Below are 16,015 nucleotides of genomic sequence, written 5' to 3' on the forward strand. Positions count from 1 at the left end.
ATAGCTAATTAGTTGCTTAATCGATGTTAAGGCATATATGAAAAGTCGCCAAATTTTTAAATTTGACGATTTCCACTAAAAAAGATAAATAGTAAAATTTAAAAACCTGGCTTGTGCTCAACCGAAAAATAAAAGCTATTTTAGACGCTACATTCCATATAGAGCAAGGTTACTCACAATAAAAAAAATCAAAAATGTTTAGATATATTATCAAAAAAAATGGAAAACATGGCTTTATAAATCAAGAAGGCCAAGAGGTTATTAAACCCATATTTGAAATGGTGTCGGAGTTTAATGAAGGGCTTGCTTGGGCTGTAATTGAAAAAAACGGAAAATGGTTTTCAGGTTTTATAAATGAAATAGGAGATTGGGTTATTGAGCCTACATTTTCTGGTTACGGCTGGTCTATGAACGAAACAAGTCTTTTTTCAGAAGGATTGGCGCCCATACAAGCCGATAACAAAAAAATGATGTTTATTAATAAATTGGGCGATCAAGTTACCGACCCAATATTTGATAATGCATATCATTTCTCTGAAAATCGTGCATTGGTGTCTATAAATGGCTTATTCGGCTATATAGATGCCTTAGGCAATCAAGTTATAAATTGTAAATATGGTGTAAATTCCGTTTTTGCACAAAACAGTAGATTTTCACAAGGACTTGCTGCTGTTCGCTTTAGTAGAGATAAAAACGGAAAGAGAAGTGAACATACTTTCGGTTATATAAATAAAAATGGAGATGTTGTTTTTGAGCCTGAAAATTATAAAGCTAATGCTTTTTCAGAAGGCTTTGCCATGGTTCATGATGGTTATGATTATTATTTTATAAATTTAGACGGAGAAGTGCCGTTTGAAAGAACATCTCAAACCGAAACAAGTTTCTCTGAAAATCTTGCCAATATTTATGACAATGAAACGGAATGTTTCGGTTATATAAACACAAAAGGCGCATGGGTTATTGAACCAAAATTCGTATCATGCTTTAGGTTTACAGAAGGATTAGCAGTTGCTAAAAGACCTGGTATGAAAACCACAGGTTATATAAACAAAACTGGCGAAATGGTGATTTCTGAAAAATTTAAAATAGCACTACCTTTTAAAAATGGACTTGCTTATGTTAAGGATAAAAAAAGAGAAGGTTACATCAATAACTTGGGAGAGTTCGTTTGGAAATCAAAATAGGCTTGATTAATATAAAACCCACGCATTCATCGTGTCAAATTAATAGCTAATTAGAGTCTGTTTTCATAAAACCTCGCGTCCCGATGGCTATCGGGATTCTATTAGCTTTGTACATGCCTGTCGGCAGACAGGTTTGTTAAATTAGGTGTTTATAAATAAGCAACAAGGCCTTAACTCATTAGCAATAAAAAAAATGAAAAAATATTTAATAACTATTTTACTTGTCATCTTAACAATTCAATTAGGAAAAGCGCAAGCAGACAAATTACAATGGTTAGATATTGAATTATCTAATTACGAATATCCTTTTCCTGTTAAAACGCTCAATCTAAAAATACAAGAACAAGATTTGATAATGGCTTACATGGATGTTAAGCCAGATAATTATAACGGTAAAAACATTGTGCTTTTCCACGGAAAAAACTTCAATGGGGCCTATTGGGAAACTACAATTGAAGCCTTAACAAAAGAAGGTTTTCGTGTAATCGTGCCAGATCAAATAGGTTTTGGGAAATCGTCTAAACCTCAACATTTTCATTACACCTTTCAGCAATTAGCTAAAAACACCAAGACTTTACTAGATACTTTGAACGTAAATAAAACAGCAGTTTTGGGGCATTCTATGGGCGGGATGTTGGCGACTAGGTTTGCCTTAATGTATCCTGGCATTACTGAAAAATTTATTTTAGAAAACCCAATTGGTCTTGAAGATTGGAAATTAAAGGTGCCTTATAAACCAGTAGAGTGGTGGTATAAAAATGAGGTTAAAAAAAGCTATGAAGGCATAAAGAAATATCAACTGGTTAATTATTACGACAATAATTGGAAGCCTGAATATGACGAGTGGGTAAATTTACTTGCTGGTTGGACATTAAATTCAGATTATAAAACCATAGCTTGGAATAATGCTTTGACTTACGATATGATTTTTACGCAACCGGTGGTTTACGAGTTTAAAAATATTACCGCACCAACATTACTAATTATCGGTACTAGAGACCGAACAGCATTAGGCAAACCCTTGGTTACAGAAGCAGTAAGAAAAACAATGGGCTTATATAACGAATTAGGTAAAAAAACTCAAAAGGCTATTCCTGATTCAGAACTGGTAGAAATAGAAAATGTTGGGCATTTACCTCATATCGAAAAGTTTGAAAGCTTTATAAAACCCTTAATCAAGTTTTTGAAAAATTAATTATTCTACTGCTGCATCTTCAAATAATAATCAGCAGAATTTTTACCAGAACCATACACTAAAAAGAACCCGCATATTAAAAGAGCTGAAATAGCTAAAAGGAGGTTATTTATATGCATTTCACCAGCAAAATTAATAAGGATAGCACCAATTAGTATTGGTAGTTGCGCCATGATTGCCCAGCGAGTTAGGAGTCCGAAAGCAATTAAGATGCCTCCAATTAAATGTGCAGGAGCTACATAATGAAGCACTAGCATACTACCAGCAAAGTTTTGAACAGGTTCAAAAAGTTTCATGAGCATTTCTGTATTCGACATAAAGTTTATGCCCTTAAAAAATAGAAATACACCTAAAGCAACACGAACCATATCTAGAGGCAGATAGGTATGTGCGTTAGCCCATTTGTTTAATGATTTTATCGTGTCCATGACTAAATTTGTTGATATTCAGTATATAAGATACGAAAAAAAGAGCAGTTTTAAAAATTAAACTTGTAGCACCCCCATGTTAAAAGGTTTTTCAATAGGGGCGTGATTGGCAGCTTCAACCCCCATGCTAATCCATGTTCTGGTATCTAAAGGATTGATAATGCCATCAGTCCAAATACGTGCCGCCGCATAATAAGGCGACACTTGATTATCGTAGCGATCTTTAATTTTGTTGAATAGTTCAGCTTCTTTTTCTGGCGTGATTTTTTCTCCAGATTTCTCTAAGGAAGCTTTTTCAATTTGAAGTAAAACTTTTGCTGCAGAATTTCCACTCATTACAGCAAGCTCGGCACTTGGCCAAGACACAATCAATCTTGGATCATAGGCTTTTCCGCACATAGCGTAATTGCCTGCACCATAACTATTTCCGATGATAATCGTGAATTTAGGAACCACCGAATTACTAACGGCATTAACCATTTTAGCGCCATCTTTAATGATACCGCTATGTTCACTTTTACTACCTACCATAAATCCTGTAACATCTTGTAAAAATACCAACGGAATTTTCTTTTGGTTACAATTGGCTATAAAACGCGTGGCTTTATCTGCGCTATCATTATAAATAACACCCCCAAATTGCATTTCTCCTTTTTTAGTTTTCACTAATTTTCTTTGGTTAGCAACAATTCCAACGGCCCAACCATCTATTCGTGCATAACAGGTGATAATGGTTTGTCCGTAACCAGCTTTATATTCGTCATACTCAGAGTTATCTACTAAACGCCTAATAACTTCATACATGTCGTATTGATCGGCTCGAGATTTCGGGATAATTCCAAATAACTCTTCAGGATTTTCCGCAGGTTTTTGAGGTTCTATTCGATTAAATCCAGCTTTATCATAATCACCTATTTTTCCAACAATATTTTTAATGGTTGTTAGCGCATCTTGGTCGTCTTTAGCTTTATAATCAGTGACACCAGAAATTTCACAATGCGTTGTCGCACCTCCCAAAGTTTCATTATCTATAGATTCGCCAATGGCTGCTTTTACCAAATAACTTCCAGCAAGAAAAATACTTCCCGTTTTATCTACAATAATAGATTCATCGCTCATAATAGGCAAGTAGGCGCCTCCAGCGACACAGCTCCCCATTACGGCAGCAATTTGAGTAATACCCATACTACTCATTGTAGCATTGTTTCTAAAAATTCGTCCGAAATGTTCTTTATCTGGAAAAATTTCATCCTGTAATGGTAAATAAACTCCGGCAGAGTCTACTAGATAGATAATTGGCAGCCTATTTTCAATAGCTATTTCTTGAGCGCGTAGATTTTTTTTACCAGTAATAGGAAACCAGGCTCCAGCTTTTACGGTGGCATCATTAGCAACTACAACACATTGCTTCCCTTGGATGTATCCAATTTTCACAACAACACCGCCAGAGGGGCATCCACCATGTTCTTGGTACATGTCTTCACCTGCAAATGCGGCAATTTCAATAGACTCGGCTTTGTCATCAAGCAGAAAATCAATGCGTTCTCTTGCCGACATTTTACCTTTGCTGTGTAATTTCTCAATGCGACTTTTCCCTCCGCCAAAACTCAGCTTTACAAAGCGTCGTTTAAGGTCTGAAAGTAATAGTTTATTGTGATCTTCGTTTTTATTGAAGTTAAGATCCATGTTTGTATAGTTATAATGCTAAGGACAAAAATAGCTAATCTCACTTAATGTGTGAAAGTAAAATTGTAATCGTTTCACTCATTTTATCAATTATACCAGTTGTTTTTAAATATAATTAGCGTGTCTAATAATTTACATGGTAATATATACCTTGGTAGATAAATTATTTTTAACTATATTTGATAAATATATAATTGATTATGAAAAAAGTAATAGCATTCGCTGGAAGTAACAGTAAATCTTCAATCAATAAGCAACTCGCTGTTTATGCAGGAAGTTTGTTAGAAGGTGTAGAAGTTAATATTCTAGATTTAAACGATTTTGAATTACCTCTTTTTGGTGTTGACTTAGAAGCTGAAAAGGGAATACCTGAAAAAGCGCATGAGTTTTTGGATTTAATTAAGAACTCAGACGGAATTATTTTATCCTTAGCAGAACATAATGGAGCTTATTCAACAGCTTTTAAAAATTTGTTTGACTGGATGAGCCGAATTGAAAGCAAAACGTTTTTTGGAAAACCTATGCTTCTGATGGCAACTTCTCCAGGAGGAAGGGGTGGTAAATCGGTTTTAGAAATTGCTAGAGGCAGGTTTCCTTTCCATAATGCTCAAATAGTAGAAGTGTTTTCTTTGCCTTTTTTTGGTGATCATTTCTCAGATAATAAAATATCAGAAGCTGGCTTTAATTCAGATTTAATCAAGAAAATTGAAACTTTTAAAAATGTGTTATAAGTTATGGGAGATATTTCAAAAGATATAAAATCGAAGTTTCCAAATGCGAAAGTAAAGGCTTTAATTAATATTATTTACACGGCAAATTGGGTTAATAGCATTCAAAATGAATTTTTTAAGCCTTTCGGAATCTCCCCTCAGCAGTTTAATATTTTAAGAATTTTAAGAGGTGCAGGAGAACCTGTAAGCGTACAGACGATTAAAGAACGTATGTTAGAACGCTCACCCAATGCTACAAGACTCATGGATAAATTATGTGCTAAAAAACTAATTAATAGGCTGCCTTGTCCCGGAGATCGACGTGTGGTTCATATTGAAATCACCAAACTCGGACTTGGGTTATTAGAGGATATTGCTAAAGATTTTAATGAAGATTTATTAACGAATTTAAGCAATGAAGAAGCGACACAATTAAGTGATTTACTTGATAAAATTAGATAGAGTGTATCTAGTTTAAAATTTAAAAAGAAAAAACATGAAAAAAATAGTTCATAAAGCAGGTAGTAGAGGTTTTGCAAATCACGGTTGGTTACAGGCCAATCACTCGTTTAGTTTTGCAAGTTACCGCGATGCCAATAAAGATAATTTTGGAGCATTACGCGTATTAAATGATGATGTTATTGCTCCTAAAATGGGTTTTGGTACGCATCCGCATGACAATATGGAAATAATCACCATTCCGTTAAAAGGCGAGCTAAAACATAGAGATTCTATGCATAATTCGTGGGAATCTATACACCCAGGAGAAGTGCAAGTGATGTCTGCCGGAACCGGAATTCAACATTCTGAGATTAACGGGTCTCAAGAGGAGCACTTAGGCTTGTTTCAAATATGGGTTATTCCTGACACGCGAAATGTAGAACCGCGTTATGGTCAAAAATCTTTTAAAGAAGCGGATAGAAAAAATAAGCTTCAAACTTTGGTAACAACTATGGGAGACCATATGGAAGGGGCATTGAAAATTCATCAGGATGCCAAAATTTCACGAATTGATTTGGATGCTGGTCAAAGTTTTCAGTATAACTTAAAAAGTGAAAACCACGGTGTATATGTTATGGTCATTTATGGTAAAGCAAGCATTGAAAATGAAGTTTTAGAAACACGTGATGCCATTGGAGTGAGTGAAGTCGGTGAGTTTTCGGCGGAAGCCATAGAAGAAACAGCTCTTTTGTTAATTGAGGTGCCCATGAAATTTTAATCCGCTAGGTTCAAATAAAAAACAACTTTTATTAAGAAGCCAGTGATAAATCATTATGACGTTCATAATTAATGTATTTTTATCGTCTTTAATTGCGTTCGTTTCACAGTTTATATGGTTAAAAAACTTATCATTCTATTTTTATTGATTTCAAGTGTTGGGTATGCGCAGGCTCCAATTTTCAAAAAATTAGATACTTTAAATTTTGTTAAAATTGTCGATAAACTTTTTATAGATCATAATATAGATAATTACTCTTTACGTGTGTTTACGAACTATAAGTCGAAACAATTTCGGGTTAGTAATGATGATTTTAAGTCGCGTTATGTACCTAATAACCGGTATGGTGTGGGTGTGGGATTTGCTAGTAGCAAACTCTTAATTGATGTGGCTTTTAATATTAAAGGTAATGAAGATGTGACGCATCGATTCGATATGCAGGGGACAACCATAATTGGCAAGAAAAATTATGTCAATTTTTATCTTCAAACCTATAAAGGATTTAATGTTAAAAATAATTATGGGGCCGACCCTGTTTTTAGAGATGATATTAGGTCTTTTACCATGGGGGTAAATGCTTTACGTACGCTTCCTGAAATCGAATTTTCCTTTTCTAAATTAAAGGCGGGCTTGGATCATTTGGATAAAAAGTTTTATATCACTGGTGGTTTCGGGGCTTTTTGGTTTTATGATTATTTTTCGGCTGAAGATGATATTTTACCCAGTAGTGCCGAATTACTTTTTAATGAAGAAGCGCATATTAAACGGTATAATAGTACCGCATTAGGGGTGTTAGGGGGTGTTTTAACAGTTATTAAATTACCGTATGATCTCACTCTATCATGTAATCTGATGCCTGGAATAGGTGGCGTGTATAAGCATGTTACCTTGCAGGGCGGTACTTATAAGCCAAAAAACCATTTACTTTTTAAAGCCGATTATTCTATAGCCTTGGGGTATAATGTAGAACGTTATTATTTGAGCTTAATCTATGGTGGCGGTATCTATTCTACAGATTTAGGTTACGATAATAATTATAATTTCAATCTCACTAAAGCTAAATTGGCGATAGGCTATAAGTTATCAGGTCGAAGAAAAAAACAATAGTTTTAATCCCTATACAAGCAGTGTAGGTGCGATACTTTAGTCACTAACAACTACATTTTTAACACCACGACGTTTCCTTAGCACTATAATAGCAAAAGCGATTAACACACCAATACTTGCCATGGCAGCACCAACCCAATCAGCTGAAGTATAACCGTAACCCATAGCTATTGGGATCCCTGCAAAGTAAGCTCCAGAGGCATTACCTATGTTAAACGCACTTTGATTAAGTGAAGACCCTAAGGTTTCAGAACCTTTTGAAGCATTAATAATTGCCACTTGAATTGGGGTAGATAAACAAAAGGTAACGGTTCCAATTATAAAAGTCATAATTAATACAAGCACTTTATCTGAAGCTAAAAATGTATTTAGCGATAAGCATAAAACCATGCAAATAAGTGTGATGATAATGGCGTTAATAGGTGAGAATTTTTCAGCTAACTTGGCTCCTATAAAATTACCAATTACCATACCTAAACCAGCTAAAATCATAGCGAAAGAAACCATTTCAGGTGTATGACCGGCAACATCAGTAATCAAAGGCGCAATATAGCTGTACCACGCAAAGAATCCACCAGTTCCTATGGTGGTTAGTAATATAATGAGCCAAAGTTCCAAGCGTTTGAAAATTTGAAATTCTTCGGTGAATTTTGCTTCCGAAGATTGCTTTAATGCAGGCATCCAAAATTTGATACTCAAAACGGTCAAAATTCCAACGATACCTACCATGTAAAAGGAAACGTTCCAAGAGAAATGCTTTCCAAGAAAAGTCCCTAATGGCACACCTAGTAGGTTGGCAAAAGTTAACCCGCTAAACATGATGGCAATGCCTTGGGCTTCTTTACCTTGTCGTGATAATTTTCCAGCTACAACAGCTCCAATACCAAAAAAAGCACCATGAGGTAAGGCTGCTAAGAACCTTAAAATTATAAATGAGGCATAGCTCGTTGCAAAAGCAGATAGCGTATTAAATAGTGTGAACCACAGCATTAATATTAAAAGTACTTTATGAGCAGGCCATTTACTTGCTATAACAGTAAGTACTGGTGCACCTATAACAACGCCTAATGCATAAGCAGAAATAAAATGCCCTGCTACTGGAATGCTAATATCAAAGGCTGTAGCAACTTCAGGTAAGATACCCATAATCACAAATTCGGTTAAACCAATACCAAATCCGCCAATAGCCAATGATAATAAGGCTTTATTCATTATAAATTGAATTCATTAATATAAACAAGCGGCAAATGTAAAGTTTAGAATAGAAAGATTTTTTTATTTCGTAATTAAATAAAAGTTAATTTATATATCCGTTTTGTAACCTAAATATTGTATTTACGTCATTCCGAATTTATTTCGGGATCTCATAAAGCTGATAATTAATATATTGTGATGAGAACCTGAAATAAGTTCAGGTTGACGATAACAATTATGTCACATTACGGATAATCAGAAGTTAATTAATAAGCTTCTAATTTTACTAGGATTAAGTTGTGATGTTTCTATGTGTTCTCAGTTTTATTACTAAACTCGTATCACTTACATCACTAATTTCGCTTTATTTAAACTTCAATATCATAATCTTCATGTAAATTATTAAAAAATACTACTAAAAATGCGATATTTGTTTTTCAAATTTACGCAAGGACACGAAAGAATATCCAATTTAATTTAAAAGATAGGATCAGGAACTATAACGTTTTGTAACTTTATAATATAGCTAAGCGTTTAAACAGAAAATATATTATGGCAATGAATAAAAACACTGTGTTAGCATGGGCAACATGGATTATGATAATTGTAGGACTAGCTTTAATTGCTCTTGGAGCTTTTAGGTATAATGATGTAGCCGGCTGGGGATTTGCAGCAGTAGGAATTGGCTTTTTTGCAGTAGCATGGGTATTTAATGCGTTAAAGGGACGCGTTTAATTTGATTTAATAATTCAGTAAAATTTACAATTATAATGAGTGACGATAAAAAAATAATTTTTTCAATGTCTGGGTTAACCAAGACATTTCCTAGTGCTAATACACCTGTACTTAAAAATATATATTTAAGTTTTTTCTATGGAGCCAAAATTGGGATTTTAGGTCTTAATGGTTCTGGAAAATCTACACTTTTAAAAATTATTGCAGGAGTTGATAAGAATTACCAAGGTGACGTGGTTTTTTCGCAAGACTATTCAGTTGGGTATTTAGAGCAAGAACCTAAGCTTGATGATGATAAAACCGTAATGGAGGTAGTTCGTGAAGGTGCTGCTGAAACGGTTGCTATTCTTGATGAATACAATAAAATTAATGATAGTTTCGGTTTGGAGGAAGTGTATTCTGATGCTGATAAAATGGAGAAATTAATGGCACGTCAAGCTGTTCTACAAGATCAAATTGATGCTGCAAATGCCTGGGAATTAGATACCAAATTGGAAATCGCCATGGATGCCTTAAGAACTCCAGATGGCGATAAAAAAATTGGCGTATTATCTGGTGGTGAAAAACGACGAGTAGCACTTTGCCGTTTACTTTTAAAGGAACCAGATGTATTACTTTTGGATGAGCCTACTAACCATTTAGATGCAGAATCTGTACATTGGTTAGAGCATCACTTGGCACAATATAAAGGAACCGTAATCGCTGTAACGCACGATAGATACTTTTTAGATAATGTGGCCGGTTGGATTTTAGAGTTAGATAGAGGAGAAGGTATCCCTTGGAAAGGGAATTATTCATCTTGGTTAGATCAAAAATCTAAACGTATGGCGCAAGAAGGTAAATCGGCATCTAAACGTCAGAAAACTTTAGAGCGTGAGTTGGAATGGGTTAAACAAGGTGCTAAAGGCCGTCAAACCAAACAGAAGGCTCGTTTAAAGAATTATGATAAGTTGATGAGTCAAGATCAAAAACAGCTTGATGAAAAACTTGAAATATACATTCCTAACGGACCACGTTTAGGAACAAATGTAATTGAAGCTAAGGGCGTTGCGAAAGGTTATGATGACAAACTGTTATATGATAATTTAAACTTCAACTTACCACAGGCAGGAATCGTTGGTATTATTGGTCCTAATGGTGCTGGTAAAACAACTATTTTTAGAATGATTATGGGGGAGGAAACTCCAGATAAAGGTGAATTTACTGTTGGAGAAACAGCTAAAATCGCTTATGTAGATCAAAGTCATTCCAATATAAATCCAGATAAAACCATTTGGCAAAATTTTAGCGACGAGCAAGAACTTATTTTAATGGGTGGTAAAGAAGTAAATTCTAGAGCCTATTTAAGTCGTTTTAATTTCTCAGGTGGTGAACAAAATAAAAAAGTGAGTTTGTTGTCGGGTGGTGAACGTAACCGTTTACATTTAGCCATGACCTTAAAGGAAGAAGGAAACGTGTTGCTTTTAGATGAGCCTACCAATGATTTGGATGTAAATACACTAAGAGCCTTAGAAGAAGGTTTAGAGAATTTTGCTGGATGTGCCGTAGTTATTTCTCACGACAGATGGTTCTTAGATAGAATTTGTACGCACATTCTAGCTTTTGAAGGCGATTCTCAAGTTTATTTCTTTGAAGGTTCTTTCTCTGAGTATGAAGAGAATAAGAAAAGTAGACTTGGTGGCGATTTAATGCCAAAACGTATAAAATATAGAAAGTTAGTAAGATAACATATTTAAAACGCTCACTGAAAAGTGGGCGTTTTTTATTGATACAACTTCTTGTTTAAAATTACTGCAAAAGAAAATGATGATTTTCTGGTTTATAGGAAGCAGAAAAATATTGTATAGCCCATGGTACGATTTCCTTTTATGTTGAACTAGAAAGCAAAAAAGGCTATTTATTACGGTTATTTTATATGAGAAGAAGAATTGCTATCACCGTAGATATGGCCTTCAGTAAAATCTTGATATGGTTTTTTATCATCATCCTCATTTTCTTTATTCATCTTATCATTTAAGGCTTCTAAACGTTCGTTTTCTTTTTTAAGCTGAAAGGATTTCCGAAGGCCTATAAATAATAATATTCCAAAGAAAATAAATATAATAATTAATATATTTATGATATCTAACTGTTTAGCAAAGAAAAGTGATACGGTTTTGGTAGATAGTTGAATAAGTAGCATCAAATATGCAAATTAGGATGATTATCACGTCAAATATAGAGTAATTTATTAAGTCAAAGCTTAGTAGTTAACGTAGTTTTAAGACTAAGAGAATGAGATATCAGTTTTTTAATTTTTATAGTTTTAATATAATTATCATGAAAAATATAGATGCTTTTTTAAGAATTGTATTTGAGAGGAGTTAATCAACATATAAAAATTGACATAAGTGGCAAACAAGAATATAAGTAACATAAAAAGTACATTACTTTCAGACAATTATTACATACTCAAAAAATTTAGTTTTGATTATTTAATGTCGAATGGTGAGTGGGTCACTCAAATGCGAGAGGTTTACGATCGTGGTGATGGCGCAGGTATTCTTTTGTATAATAAAATCAAGAAAACGGTGATTTTAACCAAGCAATTTAGAATGCCAACTTATTTGAATGATAATAAAGATGGGTTGTTGGTTGAAATTTGTGCAGGTATGTTAGATAAAGACAATCCTGAAAAGTGTGTAATAAGAGAAACTGAAGAAGAAGTTGGTTACCGTTTAAAAGAAGTTAAAAAAGTTTTTGAGGCCTATTCTTCTCCTGGAGTTATGACCGAAAAAATGCACTTTTTTATTGGTGAATATACCGATGATATGAAAGTAAGTGAAGGTGGTGGAGTAGAAGATGAACATGAAGATATTGAAGTGTTAGAAATGCTTTTTACTGATGCCGTGAACATGTTGAACAGTGGAGAAATTAATGATACCAGAACAATTGTACTTTTACAATATGCGCAGATTCATAAGTTATTAGAGTAGTAAATAAAACCTTGGAGAGCATTGAAATCCAATAATAAATATATTTTTAAATCTGTGAGACTTGGTTTTCGTAATTGGGATAAAAGTGATTTGGAAGCGTTTTCAAAATTAAATGCAGATCCAGAGGTTATGGCATATTTTCCAAAAACTTTAACTAGTAAAGAAACTGCTGATTTCATTGAACGACTTCAAAATCATTATATAAAAAACGGTTATAATTATTTTGCCACTGAAATTTTAGAAACAGGAGAGTTTATAGGCTTCATAGGATTGGCTCATCAGAATTATGAAAGCGATTTCACACCAGCAACAGACATTGGGTGGCGATTAAAACAGAGTGCATGGAGACAAGGTTATGCCACTGAAGGCGCAAAAAAATGTCTTGAGTTTGCTTTTGAAACTTTGAAACTAAATAAGATCATAGCCACTTGTACGGTCCAGAATTTTAAATCGGAGTTGGTTATGAAAAAGTTAGGCATGAAGAAATTAACCGTTTTTAATCACCCAAACTTAAAGGAATACCCCGAATTTCAAAAATGCATTTGTTATGAAATTTCCAAAACCGACTATATATAAAGTGTTAAAAATTAGGCTTTTACAGCCTTAATAAAATCTGTTATTAAATAAGTAAGGAGTTTTCCAACTTGATTGGCTTTCTTTTTTGTTGGGAGGGCTTCACATAAATGTAAATAGGTCACTTTTTTTTGTTTCGAAAAGTGGTTTAAAAATTGTCTAGTTTGTTTAACACTAAATCCGCTAGGGGTCATGGCGCTACTTTGGATACCTTCAATAGCATCACAGTCAATTTCAATTCCAAAAGGGGCTTCGCAAATAAATTCGCTAGCACGGTTAAGTTCTTTTTTAAACTTTAACTCATTTCTTACCTCTAAAGCTTCAAATGTGTTGTATTTCGTTTGTTTTGAAGTTTCCAATATTTTAAAAATACCATCTGAGGTATAATTTTCATGTAAACCAAAAACAAAGTAATGATCGAGAAAACCTTCCGCGAAAGCGTAGCTAAATCCATTTCCGCTATGACGCCCTTCTTCAGTTCTAAAATCGGAATGGGCATCAAAATTAATAACATTCATAGTGTGACCTAAAGCTAAACTAGCACCTTTTATGTTTCCGTAAGCATTATTGTGTCCGCCGCCAATAACAATCGGTTTCTTACCAGCCAAAATAATTTGATAAATAACATGTGAGACGTAACTATCTATTTTGTCAACGAGGTTCCTTGCTTTTAGAATATCTTTCTTTTTAGAGGAGTTGAGTTTTTCTAAGGTTTTAAGTTCTGAAGAAAAATCTAAGTGTCCTAGAATTAAAACTTGATCTGCATGCGTAAAATCGTTACTCTGAATGTTTAATAGTGTTTTTAAAGTCGTTTCCCAAGTTTTTGAAGTTCCAGTATTTCCATGATTTGCAAAAACACCTACGTCTTCAGGCAGTCCTATGATTACAAATTCGACATCCAGATTTAAAAGTTGCTCGTATATATTATTGATGTTGGACAGCATTTTTACGTGTTGGCCAAACTTGGATTCTCCCAAGCGTTTGTTTAATAAGTTGTTACGTGTAGCATTGTTAAATAAAACTAGTTTATCCATGAAATTAGAGTTTATGTATTAAAAATACATGTTAATTATTTTATAACCTTAATAAACCAAATATTAAAAATTACGTTTAACTTTATCGAAATTAAAACAACAAAATTATGGAAAATAACAAAACAAGTTCTGGATTAAAAATTGCTTTAGGTATAGCAATTGTTTTATTTTTAGGAACAGCATTTTATACTATGAACCTTTATAAGCAGTCTAACGACGACAAAAAAGAGTTGGTAGAACAAAAGCAATTAGTAATGAATGATTTAAACGCTATGGCTAAGCAGTATGATGATGCGATTAACGAAAGCGAAATTACTAACAACAATTTAATTGAAGCCAGAGGACGTATTCAAGGTTTAATAGATTCTTTAAAAATTTCTGAAACGAACGTAAAAAGTTTATGGAGATATAAGCAAAAGTATGTTTCATTACAGAAAGAAATGGACGCTATCCTGGCTCAGAATGATTCTTTAAGAATTGAAAATTCATACTTAGCGACTTCATTAGATAGTACGCGAGTTCGTTTAGAGGAGCGTACCGTGTTTACTGATTCTTTATTAGTTCAAAACAATGCGCTAGCTGAAGTTGTAGAAAATGCTTCAATATTAAATACTTTAGATTTAAAAGGATCTGGAGTTATTGAAAGAACTTCCGGTAAAGTTATCCCTACTGAACGTGCTAGAAGAGCAGATAAAATTCGTGTTTGCTTTACAGTAGCTAAAAACGCTTTAGTTCAAGCAGGAGATCAAGAATTATATGTTCAAGTTATTGATCCAAAAAATAATACTTTAGGTCTTAACGAACAAGTAGAATTTGAAGATAAAATTTTAAACTATAGTATTATTAGTAAATTCAATTATGAAAATGCAAATTTAAATATTTGTGAATTCGTAGCTTTAAAAGGCGATGCTGATTTTGAAAAAGGACGTTACATTGTTAATGTTTTTAATCAAAAAGATTTAGTTTCAACTTCAGAGTTTACATTAAAATAGTATTACGCAATACACTTAAAGCCAAAACCTCAAATGTTAGTTTGAGGTTTTTTTTTGTCTTTTTTTATTTATGTCTTAGATTGCTAAATGTTACTAATTGTGATATTTTGTATATATTTAGATGAAATTTACACTTTATTATTTTGGTATGATCTCCCTCCCAATACCATATAAATAATTTTCAACTGATTACATTATGGATTCCAATTTTGTTTTTTTAAACACTTTTTTAGATGTCTCTGAAAAGACTTATAAACAGTTATTGAGTATATCTACTTTAAAGGAGCTTAAAGCGGGAACTCAAGTCTCTAAAACGGGAGAGGTGCCTACAAAAATTTACATGCTCGTTTCAGGAATGATGCGTGCTTATTTAAGTTCTGAAGAAGGGAAGGAGTACACTAAAAGCTTTTTTACACCATTTAGTTTTGTGGGGGCTTTTACAGGTTTAATTCAAAAAACACCGTCTAAATTAGTTTATGAAACTTTAACAGACAGTAAAGTGTATGAATTAAATTTTATAGATTTTATGACGCTGTGTAAAAATGATATTAATGTGAGTATATTATATAACAGGGTCTTAGAACATATTTTTATAAAGTATGAAGAGCGCCAATTGGAATTGATTTCACTGGATGCCACTGAGCGCTATTTAAAATTATGTAAAGAAATGCCTGATTTGGAAAGGCTAATACCGCAGTATCAGATCGCAACTTATTTAAGCATCACACCCGTGCAATTAAGTAGAATCCGAAAAAAGTTAAAAAACATTAAAAAGTAGGTTTTTAACTACTTTGTTATGTAGGTGTGCGTAGGGAAATGTTAAAATTTAAGGTTTTCTTAACATTATTAACAAATGTTAACACAAAGTTAACTTGTTAATTCTATATTTGAATAGTTCATTAAAAGGAAAACTTTTGATGGAATACCAACTAACTAATTAACCAACCATAAAAAAAGCAGGTAATTTTAATTACCTGCTTTTT

At 33.3% G+C, this 16,015-nt stretch carries 17 protein-coding genes; 12 read left to right on the forward strand and 5 right to left on the reverse strand.

Annotation, left to right across the window (positions count from 1 at the left end):
* The first annotated feature begins 194 nt into the window (after positions 1-194).
* Positions 195-1,184 carry a WG repeat-containing protein gene (locus Q4566_RS04020; protein WP_303418526.1) on the forward strand — a complete coding sequence of 330 codons (990 nt, stop codon included), beginning with the start codon at positions 195-197 and terminating at the stop codon, positions 1,182-1,184.
* Positions 1,185-1,377: 193 nt separating this feature from the next.
* A complete protein-coding gene (locus Q4566_RS04025) occupies positions 1,378-2,379 on the forward strand; it encodes an alpha/beta fold hydrolase (RefSeq protein ID WP_303418529.1) in 1,002 nt (333 codons plus the stop codon).
* A 5-nt stretch (positions 2,380-2,384) separates the two neighbouring features.
* On the opposite strand, the gene Q4566_RS04030 is transcribed toward Q4566_RS04025, so the two are convergent.
* Positions 2,385-2,807, reverse strand: a complete 423-nt coding sequence (locus tag Q4566_RS04030; protein ID WP_303418532.1) for a DoxX family protein — start codon at positions 2,805-2,807, stop codon at positions 2,385-2,387.
* Between the two features lie 57 nt (positions 2,808-2,864).
* Positions 2,865-4,493 (reverse strand): acyl-CoA carboxylase subunit beta, encoded by a 1,629-nt coding sequence (locus Q4566_RS04035; RefSeq protein ID WP_303418534.1) that lies wholly within the window; start codon positions 4,491-4,493, stop codon positions 2,865-2,867.
* A 200-nt stretch (positions 4,494-4,693) separates the two neighbouring features.
* Between Q4566_RS04035 and Q4566_RS04040 the strand changes: the two genes are divergently transcribed.
* The 4 genes from Q4566_RS04040 to Q4566_RS04055 all read left to right on the forward strand — a co-directional run bounded on the left by Q4566_RS04040 (position 4,694) and on the right by Q4566_RS04055 (position 7,529).
* Positions 4,694-5,224, forward strand: a complete 531-nt coding sequence (locus Q4566_RS04040) for an NADPH-dependent FMN reductase (RefSeq protein WP_303418537.1) — start codon at positions 4,694-4,696, stop codon at positions 5,222-5,224.
* Between the two features lie 3 nt (positions 5,225-5,227).
* Entirely contained in the window at positions 5,228-5,665 is a 438-nt protein-coding gene (locus Q4566_RS04045; protein ID WP_303418540.1) for a MarR family winged helix-turn-helix transcriptional regulator, read from the forward strand.
* A 34-nt stretch (positions 5,666-5,699) separates the two neighbouring features.
* The gene (locus Q4566_RS04050) at positions 5,700-6,422 is read left to right on the forward strand and encodes a pirin family protein (protein ID WP_303418543.1); all 723 of its coding nucleotides are present in this window, start codon (positions 5,700-5,702) and stop codon (positions 6,420-6,422) included.
* Positions 6,423-6,536: 114 nt separating this feature from the next.
* The gene (locus Q4566_RS04055) at positions 6,537-7,529 is read left to right on the forward strand and encodes a DUF4421 family protein (RefSeq protein WP_303418547.1); all 993 of its coding nucleotides are present in this window, start codon (positions 6,537-6,539) and stop codon (positions 7,527-7,529) included.
* A gap of 36 nt (positions 7,530-7,565) precedes the next feature.
* Here Q4566_RS04055 and Q4566_RS04060 read toward each other — a convergent pair whose 3' ends face one another.
* Positions 7,566-8,741 carry an MFS transporter gene (locus Q4566_RS04060; protein ID WP_303418550.1) on the reverse strand — a complete coding sequence of 392 codons (1,176 nt, stop codon included), beginning with the start codon at positions 8,739-8,741 and terminating at the stop codon, positions 7,566-7,568.
* A gap of 534 nt (positions 8,742-9,275) precedes the next feature.
* On the opposite strand from Q4566_RS04060, the gene Q4566_RS04065 reads away from it, so the two are divergent.
* Together Q4566_RS04065 and ettA are read left to right on the forward strand one after the other, a co-directional pair.
* On the forward strand, positions 9,276-9,458 hold the full coding sequence (locus tag Q4566_RS04065; RefSeq protein WP_067148219.1) for a CAL67264 family membrane protein: 183 nt from the start codon (positions 9,276-9,278) through the stop codon (positions 9,456-9,458).
* Positions 9,459-9,493: 35 nt separating this feature from the next.
* Positions 9,494-11,185 carry an energy-dependent translational throttle protein EttA gene (ettA, locus tag Q4566_RS04070; RefSeq protein ID WP_303418558.1) on the forward strand — a complete coding sequence of 564 codons (1,692 nt, stop codon included), beginning with the start codon at positions 9,494-9,496 and terminating at the stop codon, positions 11,183-11,185.
* Between the two features lie 179 nt (positions 11,186-11,364).
* Here ettA and Q4566_RS04075 read toward each other — a convergent pair whose 3' ends face one another.
* Positions 11,365-11,640, reverse strand: coding sequence for a hypothetical protein (locus Q4566_RS04075; RefSeq protein ID WP_303418561.1), 276 nt, complete (start codon positions 11,638-11,640; stop codon positions 11,365-11,367).
* A gap of 208 nt (positions 11,641-11,848) precedes the next feature.
* On the opposite strand from Q4566_RS04075, the gene Q4566_RS04080 reads away from it, so the two are divergent.
* Together Q4566_RS04080 and Q4566_RS04085 are read left to right on the forward strand one after the other, a co-directional pair.
* The gene (locus Q4566_RS04080; protein ID WP_303418563.1) at positions 11,849-12,433 is read left to right on the forward strand and encodes an NUDIX domain-containing protein; all 585 of its coding nucleotides are present in this window, start codon (positions 11,849-11,851) and stop codon (positions 12,431-12,433) included.
* A 21-nt stretch (positions 12,434-12,454) separates the two neighbouring features.
* Positions 12,455-13,009, forward strand: coding sequence for a GNAT family N-acetyltransferase (locus Q4566_RS04085; RefSeq protein WP_303418566.1), 555 nt, complete (start codon positions 12,455-12,457; stop codon positions 13,007-13,009).
* Between the two features lie 11 nt (positions 13,010-13,020).
* On the opposite strand, the gene Q4566_RS04090 is transcribed toward Q4566_RS04085, so the two are convergent.
* The gene (locus Q4566_RS04090) at positions 13,021-14,040 is read right to left on the reverse strand and encodes a formimidoylglutamase (RefSeq protein ID WP_303418568.1); all 1,020 of its coding nucleotides are present in this window, start codon (positions 14,038-14,040) and stop codon (positions 13,021-13,023) included.
* A gap of 107 nt (positions 14,041-14,147) precedes the next feature.
* Between Q4566_RS04090 and Q4566_RS04095 the strand changes: the two genes are divergently transcribed.
* Both Q4566_RS04095 and Q4566_RS04100 read left to right on the forward strand, forming a co-directional pair.
* The gene (locus Q4566_RS04095; RefSeq protein ID WP_303418571.1) at positions 14,148-15,032 is read left to right on the forward strand and encodes a chromosome partitioning protein ParA; all 885 of its coding nucleotides are present in this window, start codon (positions 14,148-14,150) and stop codon (positions 15,030-15,032) included.
* 196 nt (positions 15,033-15,228) lie between these two features.
* Positions 15,229-15,810, forward strand: coding sequence for a Crp/Fnr family transcriptional regulator (locus Q4566_RS04100; protein ID WP_303418573.1), 582 nt, complete (start codon positions 15,229-15,231; stop codon positions 15,808-15,810).
* The last annotated feature ends 205 nt before the right edge of the window (positions 15,811-16,015 follow it).

The organism is Tamlana sp. 2_MG-2023 (assembly GCF_030548465.1).
Lineage (GTDB): Bacteria > Bacteroidota > Bacteroidia > Flavobacteriales > Flavobacteriaceae > Pseudotamlana.

Bases quoted from the DNA above. Each gene is read 5' to 3' on its own strand.
- Q4566_RS04095 (WP_303418571.1), top strand. From the start codon at position 14,148: ATGGAAAATAACAAAACAAGTTCTGGATTAAAAATTGCTTTAGGTATA.
- Q4566_RS04040 (WP_303418537.1), top strand. From the start codon at position 4,694: ATGAAAAAAGTAATAGCATTCGCTGGAAGTAACAGTAAATCTTCAATC.
- ettA (WP_303418558.1), top strand. From the start codon at position 9,494: ATGAGTGACGATAAAAAAATAATTTTTTCAATGTCTGGGTTAACCAAG.
- Q4566_RS04055 (WP_303418547.1), top strand. From the start codon at position 6,537: ATGGTTAAAAAACTTATCATTCTATTTTTATTGATTTCAAGTGTTGGG.
- Q4566_RS04090 (WP_303418568.1), bottom strand. From the start codon at position 14,040: ATGGATAAACTAGTTTTATTTAACAATGCTACACGTAACAACTTATTA.
- Q4566_RS04035 (WP_303418534.1), bottom strand. From the start codon at position 4,493: ATGGATCTTAACTTCAATAAAAACGAAGATCACAATAAACTATTACTT.
- Q4566_RS04060 (WP_303418550.1), bottom strand. From the start codon at position 8,741: ATGAATAAAGCCTTATTATCATTGGCTATTGGCGGATTTGGTATTGGT.
- Q4566_RS04030 (WP_303418532.1), bottom strand. From the start codon at position 2,807: ATGGACACGATAAAATCATTAAACAAATGGGCTAACGCACATACCTAT.
- Q4566_RS04050 (WP_303418543.1), top strand. From the start codon at position 5,700: ATGAAAAAAATAGTTCATAAAGCAGGTAGTAGAGGTTTTGCAAATCAC.
- Q4566_RS04020 (WP_303418526.1), top strand. From the start codon at position 195: ATGTTTAGATATATTATCAAAAAAAATGGAAAACATGGCTTTATAAAT.
- Q4566_RS04065 (WP_067148219.1), top strand. From the start codon at position 9,276: ATGGCAATGAATAAAAACACTGTGTTAGCATGGGCAACATGGATTATG.
- Q4566_RS04075 (WP_303418561.1), bottom strand. From the start codon at position 11,640: ATGCTACTTATTCAACTATCTACCAAAACCGTATCACTTTTCTTTGCT.
- Q4566_RS04100 (WP_303418573.1), top strand. From the start codon at position 15,229: ATGGATTCCAATTTTGTTTTTTTAAACACTTTTTTAGATGTCTCTGAA.
- Q4566_RS04025 (WP_303418529.1), top strand. From the start codon at position 1,378: ATGAAAAAATATTTAATAACTATTTTACTTGTCATCTTAACAATTCAA.
- Q4566_RS04045 (WP_303418540.1), top strand. From the start codon at position 5,228: ATGGGAGATATTTCAAAAGATATAAAATCGAAGTTTCCAAATGCGAAA.